This window comes from Flavobacterium weaverense (assembly GCF_003688495.1).
GTDB classification, from domain to species: domain Bacteria; phylum Bacteroidota; class Bacteroidia; order Flavobacteriales; family Flavobacteriaceae; genus Flavobacterium; species Flavobacterium weaverense.
Genome location: NZ_REFH01000012.1, coordinates 19,304 through 31,988 on the forward strand (window position 1 = coordinate 19,304; position 12,685 = coordinate 31,988).

The 12,685-nt window shown below is 33.0% G+C and carries 7 protein-coding genes; 3 read left to right on the plus strand and 4 right to left on the minus strand.

Annotated elements, in window-relative coordinates; translation table 11 throughout:
- Positions 1-118: 118 nt before the first annotated feature.
- On the plus strand, positions 119-1,519 hold the full coding sequence (gene mnmE, locus BC961_RS13320) for a tRNA uridine-5-carboxymethylaminomethyl(34) synthesis GTPase MnmE (protein ID WP_121926357.1): 1,401 nt from the start codon (positions 119-121) through the stop codon (positions 1,517-1,519).
- A 290-nt stretch (positions 1,520-1,809) separates the two neighbouring features.
- On the opposite strand, the gene BC961_RS13325 is transcribed toward mnmE, so the two are convergent.
- The 4 genes from BC961_RS13325 to BC961_RS13340 form a co-directional block, all read right to left on the minus strand.
- Entirely contained in the window at positions 1,810-3,099 is a 1,290-nt protein-coding gene (locus BC961_RS13325; protein ID WP_245980948.1) for an McrC family protein, read from the minus strand.
- Positions 3,099-5,642: an AAA family ATPase gene (locus BC961_RS14795; RefSeq protein ID WP_121926358.1), complete on the minus strand. Its 2,544-nt coding sequence runs from the start codon at positions 5,640-5,642 to the stop codon at positions 3,099-3,101. The genes BC961_RS13325 and BC961_RS14795 overlap by 1 nt, the downstream gene beginning before the upstream one ends.
- A gap of 33 nt (positions 5,643-5,675) precedes the next feature.
- Positions 5,676-7,259, minus strand: coding sequence for a GMC oxidoreductase (locus BC961_RS13335; protein ID WP_121926359.1), 1,584 nt, complete (start codon positions 7,257-7,259; stop codon positions 5,676-5,678).
- Positions 7,260-7,462: 203 nt separating this feature from the next.
- Positions 7,463-8,404, minus strand: a complete 942-nt coding sequence (locus BC961_RS13340; RefSeq protein ID WP_121926360.1) for a ketopantoate reductase family protein — start codon at positions 8,402-8,404, stop codon at positions 7,463-7,465.
- A 150-nt stretch (positions 8,405-8,554) separates the two neighbouring features.
- Between BC961_RS13340 and uvrA the strand changes: the two genes are divergently transcribed.
- Positions 8,555-11,386, plus strand: a complete 2,832-nt coding sequence (gene uvrA / locus BC961_RS13345; RefSeq protein ID WP_121926447.1) for an excinuclease ABC subunit UvrA — start codon at positions 8,555-8,557, stop codon at positions 11,384-11,386.
- Between the two features lie 479 nt (positions 11,387-11,865).
- A complete protein-coding gene (locus BC961_RS13350; RefSeq protein WP_121926361.1) occupies positions 11,866-12,594 on the plus strand; it encodes an LOG family protein in 729 nt (242 codons plus the stop codon).
- The last annotated feature ends 91 nt before the right edge of the window (positions 12,595-12,685 follow it).

Consider the following 12,685-nt stretch of genomic DNA (forward strand, 5'->3'; position numbering starts at 1 on the left):
TAGAATGATAATTATCAGTTTAGTCTTAATTTAACAAATAAATATTGTTGGAGGAGTCTCACGCAAGTCTTGTTGTGACACCAAATTTCCTTACTTTTGTGTAAAATTTAAATTATTTATGATACCTAATGACTCCATAGTAGCGCTTGCAACACCTTCAGGTGCGGGAGCAATCGCCGTTATTCGGATTTCCGGCAAAGATGCTATAACAATAGGAAATTCTGTTTTTAAATCGGTAAAAAATAAAGAGTTACTTACTCAAAAAACACACACGTTGCATTTAGGCCATATTATGGATGGGACCAAAACTTTAGACGAGGTTTTAGTCTCACTCTTTAAAGGCCCTAACTCCTATACAGGAGAAAATACAATTGAAATTTCTTGTCATGGCTCTACCTATATTCAGCAGCAAATCATTCAATTATTGCTACGAAAAGGCTGTCGCATGGCAGATCCAGGTGAATTTACATTGAGAGCTTTTCTTAATGGAAAATTAGATTTATCACAAGCGGAAGCTGTAGCAGATTTAATTTCATCCGACAATGAAGCGTCGCATCAAATCGCGATGCAGCAAATGCGTGGCGGTTTCTCTAACGAAATAGCCAAATTAAGAGAAGAGCTATTGAATTTTGCTTCGTTGATAGAACTCGAATTAGACTTTGCCGAGGAAGATGTAGAGTTTGCCGATAGAGCACAATTTCATGAATTATTAAACAGAATTGAATTTGTTCTAAAGAGACTGATTGATTCCTTCGCCGTAGGAAACGTAATCAAAAACGGAATTCCGGTTGCGATTGTTGGCGAACCAAACGTAGGTAAATCAACACTTTTGAATGCTTTATTAAATGAAGAGCGCGCCATCGTTTCGGAAATTGCTGGAACTACTCGTGACACGATCGAAGATGAATTAGTGATTGGTGGAATCGGATTTAGATTTATCGATACAGCAGGAATTCGTGAAACACAGGATATTGTGGAAAGCATTGGAATCCGTAAAACTTTTGAGAAAATCGAACAAGCTCAAGTTGTTCTATATCTTTTTGAAAGTTTAAAATTCAAATCTCAAAGTTCTGAATACGTAGTTGAGATTGAAAAAATAAAAAATCAATTCCCGTTAAAACCGTTAGTTGTTGTAATCAATAAAATTGAGTTATTATCAGACGCAGAAGTTGCTGAAATTAAAAATAAGCTCCAACCTTTGAATGTAATTGTTGAAATGATTTCCGCAAAACAAAATTTAGGCGTTGAAGAATTAAAAACTCAATTATTATCTTTTGTAAATACTGGTGCTCTAAGAAATAATGAGACAATTGTAACTAATACAAGACATTACGACTCCTTACTAAAAGCATTAGACGAAATTCAGAAAGTCAAATACGGCCTGGAAGTAAATCTCTCTAGCGACTTAATGGCGCTTGATATTAAGGAAGCGTTGTATCAGTTCGGGACGATAACTGGACAGGTTAGCAATGATGAATTATTAGGAAATATATTTGCAAACTTTTGCATAGGGAAGTAAAAAGCGACTTTTTAAACCAGTAAGAAAAGGTAAGAATTAGCTTTATCTGCAGCTTTAAATATTTTTTTCAGGATTTCAATTCTCGTTATTCACTGCAAGTCCGAGCTTCTTTCCTAAAGAATATAAACCCAAAACGAGATTTCCCGAAGGATCGGGATTTGCGGTTTTGGGTTTTGATTTGTATAGAATTTTCTTTTACGGGCTTATATTCTGAAAGTTCGGCGCTATCGTAGGCAGCGAATAGAGGTTTTTTTTAGCATAACTCAATCTACCTCATCAGGTAATTTAACTTAAGCAGGACTTTCGATTTCAGCGAGTATAGATGAGTCATTTCCACAAAACCAAGCTAGAATGTTTGCTCCAATTCTCTCATCTAAAATATCTTTACCTTCAATATTTTTAAAAATTGATATCTTACCTAAAGCGCAACAATGATTAGCGTCTTTTCCATTAATAGCTTCAAAGGAGATAAAATCTTTTTGTTCAAAAAAACCAGAATTAGAGGGATAAAGCAGCATTGCCTTTCTAGATCCCCAATACTCATTATAAACATACATCTGCCTTAAATCGTGAGTTGAAGGTTTACCATAATCTATATTTTTCCACTTCGAGTCAATAATATATTTTTCCGAACCCTTTTCAATAACTATATCAGGACGAATGGTGATTCCGTTCCATAAAATAATTGATTGCTGCCCATAAATATTGACGTCTTTAGCTGCTTGTTTTAATCGAATTAAAACATACTCCTCCCAAAGTGAGTTCATATCAAATAGCAAAGCTAACATGCGCTCAGAACCACTAGAGACGCTAGGAGCGTAATTTAAAATAATTAATCTAGCGATCGTCAGAGCGGTTTCATAAGGAGCAGTTTTTCTAGATTTAGGAATTTTAGTAAAGGTAGCTTCATTTGCAGCTATCGTTTTCACTTCCGGAAAATCTAATTGCACGGTTTTACATTTGCTGTACAAATAATTTCCTTTTGACAATTGCTCCACAATACTTAATGCTTGAAAAAGAATCTGGTGAACCAAATGATCTTTTTCATACACCTGATGCGTAGTGTAGAATCGCTCTTTATGAACTAGATTCTTACTTATATGTCCTGCAAATTCCAGTTTACCTTTTAGTGCTTTTACGTTGCTGGTTTCCTTGTAATACTGTTTGATTAATCCTTGATGAACTAGTAACTGTACTTCACTCAAAAACCACTCAAAATAAATATCAAGCAAGTGTATGTTTTGTTTATTAACGTTAGCTTCTCCTACTTTTTTTACTTTGAGTTTTTTAGTAACTCTCAGCATTTCTATTAAAGCACCTTGCCAAACATTTTCATCTCCTTTGTTATTGTCAATTTTAGGAAGAATTTCAATAGTCAAACCATCCACTTGAATAACACCTACAAAATGTTTGAATTTTAATCCTTTATGAATTACTGTAAAATATTTATTATCATGTAATTCGTTTAGTTTTACTAAAGCATTGAAATGCTTTTCCTTAAAAGACACACCTTTATAATCCATTCCATAATGCAGGGAATTGTGTTCAAAAACTTGTATTCTTGGAGTTCTATTAATCATTATTTATTCAAAAGTAATAGTATAGCATCTTCAATATTCTCAATATTTTTAATCAATTCAAATTGTTTTGAAAATTCTGGTTGACTAAATTCGTTAGTAAAAGCAAATTTGACGTTCTTATTTTCTTTTACTTTAATAAAACCTTCACCTAAAATCAGAGCTATCTTTTCATAATCGTGATAAAAATATTCTTGCAACAACGGAATAATACTATTTTTAAAAACAGATAGCAGTTCCTCTATATCAAAGCTATCAACTTTCATAAAATAGGAATGGCCTATAGTATGATCTCGATCAAGTAATAATTCTATCCTATCGTTAATCGATGCTAATACTTCTTTTAAATTAAACCCATTAAATAAAATTTCTTTTAATAATTCAGGTTCGGGCATAATCTCCGTAAATGAGAAACGACGTCTTAATGCAGTGTCTAAAGCCTCAACGCTTCTATCGGCAGTATTCATTGTTCCTACAATATAAAGATTAGAAGGAACTCCAAATTCAGTTTTAGAATATGGGAGCTTTACCCTTAATTCATTTTCTTCACCTATACGTTTGTCTTTTTCGATTAAAGTGATTAGTTCCCCGAAAATAGCGGATACATTTCCCCTATTGATTTCATCAATAAAAATGGCAAAATTAGTATTTGGGTCAGCTTCTGCTCTCAAACATAATTTCTTAAAAACTCCATCTTTAATTTCATAACTCAAATCACTTTCGCCATCTTCCAATTTCGGTTTGATTCCTTCAATAAAATCTTCGTAACTAAAAGATTGATGAAAGGTCACAAATTCGTAGTTTTTTATCTCTTTATTATTTATTGGATTATAATTTTTACTGATTTTCAGTAACTCAATTGCTTCGGGATAAAATTGATTTAGCAATTCAGAGTTAATAGTCCATTCAGAATTTTCATCTTTATTAAAAAATAAAGGTTCTGAACGGTTGGTCACATTTACATACTGACAATCTAGAATAGTGTGGCTTTGTAATTGCCCCCATATTGTAGGACGAACCGTTTTGCTAGATGATAATTTCGCTTTTATACGAACAAATTCATGATCATAAATATCGTTAACTTTGGCACTACCTACATCTAAAACAGCTATACTAATTACTTGCCACCAAGTTAAATCAGCTACTTTTGATTCTAAAAATTGCTCACGACTTAATGAAGTTTCTTTAACTGTAAATTTGTCAAAAAACTTTTTTTGAAGTTCGTACGTTTTTCCTGTTCCAGGGGGACCATATAGAATTTGATTTAACTGCATTTTTACATCTTCTTTAACTATTTCGTTGCTATCTGCATTATTCATATTCGTGACCAGTTTTAAAATAGAATCATATTCTTCTTTAGAAGAAGAAAAATTAGTTCCCTGAGTTCCAACTTTCATTTTAGAAAACCACTCAAGCTGTTCTAAAACTGATTTTAAAATAGGCTGATCATAAAGATTATAATCTATTTTTAAATGTACTCTCTCCTTATCTTCATAAATTGCTTGATCCTTGTAATACTTCTTTTCAGTTTCAGGCTCGGACATAATTGCAACTTCTGAATCTATAGTTGCTAGTGCATAAACTCCTGCGTTTTTGCCTCCAGCCCAAAGAATTACTTTGTCTCCTTTCTTTATTTTATCTCTATGTGCTTTAACCCTCCAAGTTTTCAATGCACTATCTTGTAATGAATTGACAATATCGTACTCCTTAGGATTACCTTGAAATATCCAGTAATTTATGGGTTCATTATTTTGTAGCCATTGTGCAACATTTTCGCCTTTGAAAATTAAATATTTTAAAACTCCATTTGTAGTATTTGCTGAAAAGTTCCATGTAGCTTTTTTAGTATTTTTTACCTTATTATATTCAGCTAGAATCTCTACTGTATTTGCTTCTAAAATTTTTAAAGGTATTTCAGACCAATTAGAAACTTCAATACTAACAAGAACTTTCGAACCTACGCTTCCTTTGAAAGACTCAGCAGAAATGAAATTTAAGCTTTCTTTACAATATTCTAGCAGACCTTCATCTAGTATCAAACCGATTAAAACCTTACCGTTTAATTCACTGTATGAGAATACCGCCCTCATACCAATAATCACCATCATTTGATTGTTAGATTTGCGAAGAGCCATCCTTATTTTATAGGGATTGACTTTATTACTTACAGTAATTTTATGTAAATAATCTATAGCGTCTTGAAATACAGTTTGTGTTTGTTTTAATCTGCTATGGAACGAAATAAAAGATATTTTCTCTTCTTCAACATAAACCAATTCTTCCTCAATTTCAAAATCAAAAGCTTCGCAAAAACTATATCGGCTTGAGTCATTTGAACTAAAACTGTTAGAATCTAAATCAGTATTATAAAACTTCGCTAATTGTAAAACACCCCATTTGAATGCTAAACTTTTTCCGTTCCTAGAAAGATTATACTTCCAACCATGCTCTTTTGTGTTTTCTGGTAATTCAGTTAAAACTATAGATTCCCACCAAGTATCAACCTGCTCTTTAGTAAGATGTTTTATAAATTCTGTGAATGTCATTATTTATTTTTTAATATGTTTTCTCTAAAAATTTTATAAGCCTTTTAAATTGTTTTCTTTATCCCCTATCTGCGCCATCGCTCTTTCCGCTATTGCAGTAATCGACAACGATGGATTTACACCAGGATTTGCTGAGATCATTGCTCCGTCTATTACGTACATATTTTTATAACCAAAGACTTCGTTGTTTTTATTAATTACTCCTTGCGAACTATCTTTTCCCATAACTGCACCACCTAAGACATGAGCTGTTGAAGGGATTCCAGCGATGGATTCTAGTACGAATGAAGTAGGAACTCCATCAATAATTTCACTGTATTTTTTAGTTAAGGCAATTGATTCTGGAATATAAGCGCTTGGCTTTACTCCTTTTCCAACTGACGATGCCATGCCTCCAAAGACATTAGTTTTGAATTTCAAAGTACTGTCTATCGATTGCATAAACAATAAAACTACGGTGCTTTTTGACCAACTATTCACAAAATAGATTTTGAAATAACGCAACGGAAAACTAAAAACTTGCTTAGTCATGTTTACTAAGCGAGTCAGCGTGTTTTTGCCATTCGATAAAGGAAGATGTAATAATTTCCAAAAACCAGAACCTTCTGAGTATCTTACAATCTCAAGATGGCTATTGTCATCTGTATGTAACAAACTTCCGATCGCAACTCCTTTTGACAAATTTTTACTTTTATCGAGAGTAGAAACGCTAATTAGGGTTTCATTGTTGGTACGAATATCTTCTCCTAACTTATCTGATAAAAATGGTAATGATTTGGGCTTTAGTTTTAGTAATAATTTCACAGTTCCTAAAACTCCGCCTGAAAAGATAATCCCTTTTGAAGTAAATTCTTTTTTATTTTTAAAATAACTAGTGCTTGATTTCACATAGACTTTATATCCAGTTGACCCATTATTAGCATCAATAGGCAAAACATTATAAACTTCATTCTCCGCAAGGATTTCTGCGCCCAAATTTTGCGCTAAGTAAAGGTAATTTTTATCTAAAGTATTCTTAGCATCGTAACGACAGCCTGTCATACATCCTCCGCAAAAATTGCAACCAGCTCTTTCTGGACCTTTTCCATCAAAATAAGGATCTTGCACCTTAACTCCCGGTTTTCCAAAGAATACAGCAACTTCCGGATTTTCAAATTGATCTTCCTTTCCTATCTTTTTGGCTAATTCTTTTAAAGCTAAATCACCATCAAATAATTTTGGATTGCGAGCAGCACCAAGCATCGTTAATGCCGTTTTGTAAAATGGTTTGAGTTCATTTTCCCAATCCGCTAATTCGCTCCAGCTTCCTGATTTGTAAAATGATGTTTTAGGAACTGGTAAAGTATTCGCATAAACTAGTGATCCGCCGCCAACTCCTGTTCCCGATATAATAACGACATGCCTAAAGATACTCATCTTCATTATACCGAAAAATTTGATTGATGGAAACCACAACCATTTGCGAAGATTCCAATTTGTTTTAGCAAAGTCATTCGGTTTGTACCACTTGCCTTTCTCGACTACTAAAACTTTATATCCTTTTTCAGATAATCTCAAAGCGCTGACAGATCCGCCAAACCCACTTCCTATAATTATATAATCAAAATCGTATTGCATGCTGCTTATTTTATATTTCGAAAATACGGAATAAAAACGAAATAATATGCATGCATACTAAAATTCAATTGATAGTTATAAATTTTAAAATCTTTGGGTGAAAGAACATTTCTTTGTAAGAACAATCATCACTTATCTTTTAAATTATCACTTTGTTCAATTTTTTAGAAAATGTATTATAGCTTAAATTATTTTACTGGTTTTTATTCACTCGGTAAAAGATCACTAAAAACTAATTTTTTATAAACCATTTCGTAAGTTGGAACATCAACTTCATATTTTTGAGCTTCATTAATAACGAACCCAGTTAAAGATTCCAACTCGTTCTTCCGTAACGCAATAAAATCTCGATGCATAGAGGAAGTTGCATCATGCGGCGACTTTTCAAGCTTTAGAATACTTTGCATAATTATATCTTCAGGAAGATTCAGTCCTTTAACAGCAGCAAGTAATGTAATTTCATTTAACAGAGAAAAGTACAACTCTCTACTAGCTTTATTCTTTAAAATATCACCTATATTTTCGTTTAGATAAGATGTTGCAGAAGCAAGCGCAGATATAAAAACAAATTTCTCCCAGATAACTTCATCAATATTTTCTACTAAATAACTTTCAATACTTGCAGTTTTAAAAATGCTTTGCAATTTATTTAAAGTAGTTAGAGATGCCATTGTAGAACCAAAAAAAAGCTTTTCATAAACTCCTGTTTTTTTAATGATACCTGGGGAAAGTATCATTGCTACAACGTAAACGCATCCTTGCAAAAGTTCATTTTCAGGAAACAATTCACTAATTCTTTCTGATGCATCAACTCCATTATACAACGGAAGAATCACTGTATTTTTTGTGATACACTTTTTTATCGAATTTAAACTTTCCTCAATATCATACGTTTTTGTAGCACAAATAAGAAAATCTAATTTGCCAATAACTTCAGAATCATTGGAAACTACAAATGGAAAAGCAATAATTTCATCAGAATCAGTAACAATCTTTACGCCATTTTTAGCAATAACTTTCTGTGTTTCACCTCTTGCTATAAACACTACTTCAACTGAGTCAGATTTGTAATATTCTTTAGCTAATAATCCGCCAAAATAGCCTCCCACTCCACCCATTCCCAAAATTCCAATTCTTGTTTTCATAAAAAATATAACTCAGTTTCTTGTAAAATTTCTACAATTTGTTCACTTCAAAAGTACTAAATCTTTAACATAAAGTTCTAAACTGTTGTATCGAAAGAATAAATCAAAATGGTAACTTTGCTTCCTACAATTTGGAATTTGCAAAAAACTATGCTAGATAAAGATAATACCATTGAAGTTCAAGGCGCTCGTGTTCACAATCTCAAAAATATCGATGTTTCTATTCCCCGTGAAAAACTAGTCGTAATTACTGGACTTTCAGGCTCTGGAAAATCATCATTAGCTTTCGATACTATATATGCGGAAGGGCAGAGACGTTATGTTGAAACATTTTCAGCGTATGCGAGACAATTCCTAGGTGGTTTAGAGCGTCCAGATGTGGATAAAATTGATGGACTTTCACCAGTAATTGCAATCGAGCAAAAAACTACCAGTAAGAGTCCTCGATCTACTGTAGGCACAATTACCGAAATCTATGATTTTTTACGTTTACTTTATGCTCGTGGTGCTGATGCATATAGTTATAATACTGGAGAAAAGATGGTTTCCTACTCTGATGAGCAAATTAAAGATTTGATTATTCAGGATTTTACTGGAAAACGAATTAACATTTTGGCACCAGTAATTCGTGCCAGAAAAGGACATTACGCGGAGCTTTTCCAACAAATTGCAAAGCAAGGTTTTCTAAAAGTAAGAGTGAATAATGATATCCTAGACATTACTTTAGGAATGAAATTAGACCGTTATAAAACCCACGATATCGAAATTGTAGTCGATAGAATGTTTATTGACAACACTGCCGAAAATGAAAAGCGATTGAGTGAAAGCATCAATACAGCCATGCATCACGGTGAAAATGTGTTAATGGTTTTAGACCAAGATACTAATGAAGTGCGTTATTTTAGCAGGAATTTAATGTGTCCGACTACCGGGATATCGTACCAAAATCCGGAGCCCAACTTATTTTCATTTAACTCACCAAAAGGAGCTTGCTCACATTGCAACGGTTTAGGAACTGTAAATGAAATCAACGCAAAAAAAATTATTCCTAATTCTAAACTTACTATTAAAGCAGGTGGTTTTGCACCTCTAGGTGAATATAAAAGTTCTTGGATTTTTAAGCAATTAGAAATCATTGGTGAGAAATATGGTTTTAAATTAACGGACGCGATCGAAAAAATTCCAGCGGAAGCGATGGAAATGATTTTGAACGGTGGTAAAGAAAAATTTACTGTCAACTCTAAAGATTTAGGAGTGGCTCGAGAATACAAAATTGATTTTGAAGGAATTTCAAATTTCATCAAGAACCAATTTGAAGAAAGTGGATCTACAGCTATTAAAAGATGGGCTAAGGAATTCATGGATGAAGTAAAATGTCCTGTTTGTGAAGGTTCTCGATTAAAAAAAGAAGCTTTATTTTTTAAAATAAACGAAAAGAATATATCTGAATTGTGCGATATGGACATTTCAGATCTGACCGCTTGGTTCAAAGATTTAGTTAGTCATCTATCTGATAAACAAAAGCGTATAGCAACTGAAGTAATCAAAGAGATTAAGGATAGATTAAACTTCTTAATGAACGTAGGCTTGGATTATTTGGCTTTAAGCCGAAGTTCAAAATCACTTTCTGGCGGTGAAGCACAACGTATTAGACTAGCTACTCAAATTGGTTCGCAGTTGGTTGGTGTTTTATATATTCTGGATGAACCAAGTATTGGTTTGCACCAAAGAGACAATGACAAATTGATTCATTCCCTCGAACAATTACGCGATATTGGAAACTCAGTTATTGTGGTCGAACATGACAAAGACATGATTGAACGTGCCGATTATGTTATTGATATAGGTCCAAAAGCTGGTAAATATGGTGGAGAAATTATTAGTAAAGGAACTCCAGCCGAAATATTAAAGCATCATACTATTACAGCAATGTATATGAATGGCGAAATGAAAATTGAAGTGCCAAAAAAGCGTAGAGAAGGAAACGGGAAGTTTTTGAAATTGACTGGAGCAACAGGAAATAATCTTAAAAACGTTTCTATTGAACTGCCTTTAGGAAAAATGATTTGTGTTACGGGAGTTTCAGGAAGTGGAAAATCTACTTTAATAAATGAAACACTTTATCCTATTTTGAATGCTTATTATTTTAATGGCGTTAAAAAGCCAAAACCATACAAAAAAATTGAAGGATTAGAGCATATTGATAAAGTTATTGACATTGATCAAAGTCCTATTGGTCGAACTCCTCGCTCGAATCCCGCAACCTACACTGAAGTTTTTACAGAAATTAGAAATCTATTTACTATGACTTCTGAAAGTATGATTCGGGGATATAAAGCGGGACGTTTTAGTTTTAATGTGAAAGGCGGACGTTGTGAAACCTGTGAAGGATCTGGTGTTCGCACTATCGAAATGAACTTTCTACCAGATGTTTATGTCGAATGTGAAACCTGTCAAGGAAAACGTTTTAATAGAGAAACATTAGAAATAAGATATAAAGGAAAATCAATTTCGGATGTTTTAAATATGACAGTTGATGAAGCAGTTCCCTTTTTTGAATTGATTCCGAAGATATATAGAAAAGTAAAAACGATTCAGGATGTTGGTTTGGGATACATAACTCTTGGCCAGCAAAGCACAACGCTTTCTGGTGGTGAAGCACAGCGAATCAAACTAGCAGGAGAATTATCGAAGAAAGATACAGGAAACACCTTTTATATTCTTGACGAACCGACAACAGGATTACATTTTGAAGACATTAGAGTATTGATGGAAGTAATAAATAAACTTGTCGATAAAGGAAATACTATTTTAATTATCGAACACAATATGGACGTTATTAAATTAGCAGATTATATCATTGACATAGGTCCAGAAGGAGGAAAAGGCGGCGGACAACTTATTGCTAAAGGAACCCCAGAAGAAGTTGCAAAAAGCAAAAAAAGCTACACTGCAAAGTACTTGAAAAATGAGTTGAAATAAGTAGTGATAATACAATCAAGTTCTTAAAATCAAACCGGTTTTAATTCCCCTCCTTTGGAGGGGTGCCGAGAGGGCGGGGTGGTTTTTAAAGTCGTTCTCTTTAAGTAATTAAGTAATTAATTTGATTTAAAAATAATAAAAGCAACATATCGAGACTATTCTTGTAAATGAATCACAAATTGAATACTAAAAGTGTTTCTTAATTACTAACACTATCAGCAAACTAACTGTAAACTTTCAAAATAAGTAAATTTAAATTACAGTAATTTAGAATTTACAACTGATGCTAAAAACAAGTAGATGTAACATCAAAACTTACAATCGATAATGTGATGACGACTAAGAAGTAAAAAAGAGCTACTTTAGTAAACTGGACTATAGCCCAGATAGAAATGGAAATCCCACGCTTTTGGGCGTGGATTGAAATGGATAGCTGGAAATAGCTCCAAAAAAATAAATATTAAATTATATTGTAGAAAATGAGATTAGAAGACTTTGATAATGATGATGATAAAGTAATCCAAGATAGATTAAAACAAAAAACTTGGAACGAGATTAGAACAAACGATAGTTGGGCGATTTTTAAAATAATGGCAGAGTTTGTTAATGGGTATGAGACTATGGGACGCATAGGACCTTGCGTGACTATTTTTGGATCAGCAAGAACAAAACCGCAAGATCCTAATTACTTATTAGCTGAAAAAATAGCCTTTAAAATTAGTAAAGCCGGTTACGGCGTAATTACTGGCGGTGGACCTGGAATTATGGAAGCGGGTAATAAAGGAGCACATTTAGGTGGCGGGACTTCGGTAGGACTTAATATTGAATTACCTTTTGAACAACATTTCAATCCTTATATCGATCGCGATAAAAACCTGAATTTTGATTATTTCTTTGTTCGAAAAGTGATGTTTGTAAAATACTCTCAAGGTTTTGTGGTAATGCCTGGAGGTTTTGGAACAATGGACGAACTTTTTGAAGCTATTACGTTAATTCAAACGAAAAAAGTAGCTAAATTTCCAATCATTTTAGTTGGAAGCTCTTTTTGGTCGGGATTGATTGATTGGATTAAGAATGTTTTAGTAGAGAGAGAAGCGACTGTAAGTCCAGAGGATTTGAACTTATTTAAAATAGTTGACGATGCTGATGAAGTTGTTGATATTTTAGATAAATTCTATAAAAAGTATGATCTGTCCCCGAATTTTTAATTTTAAGTTTACTAGAAAGCTTTAATGATTGAATTCATTTTAATTACATTAAATTCAAATCATTTATAAAGAGCTCGATATTGTTTCGGGC

Coding starts and splice junctions, on each gene's coding strand:
- mnmE (WP_121926357.1), top strand. CDS start 119: ATGATACCTAATGACTCCATAGTAGCGCTTGCAACACCTTCAGGTGCG.
- BC961_RS13350 (WP_121926361.1), top strand. CDS start 11,866: ATGAGATTAGAAGACTTTGATAATGATGATGATAAAGTAATCCAAGAT.
- BC961_RS14795 (WP_121926358.1), bottom strand. CDS start 5,642: ATGACATTCACAGAATTTATAAAACATCTTACTAAAGAGCAGGTTGAT.
- BC961_RS13325 (WP_245980948.1), bottom strand. CDS start 3,099: ATGATTAATAGAACTCCAAGAATACAAGTTTTTGAACACAATTCCCTG.
- BC961_RS13335 (WP_121926359.1), bottom strand. CDS start 7,259: ATGCAATACGATTTTGATTATATAATTATAGGAAGTGGGTTTGGCGGA.
- uvrA (WP_121926447.1), top strand. CDS start 8,555: ATGCTAGATAAAGATAATACCATTGAAGTTCAAGGCGCTCGTGTTCAC.
- BC961_RS13340 (WP_121926360.1), bottom strand. CDS start 8,404: ATGAAAACAAGAATTGGAATTTTGGGAATGGGTGGAGTGGGAGGCTAT.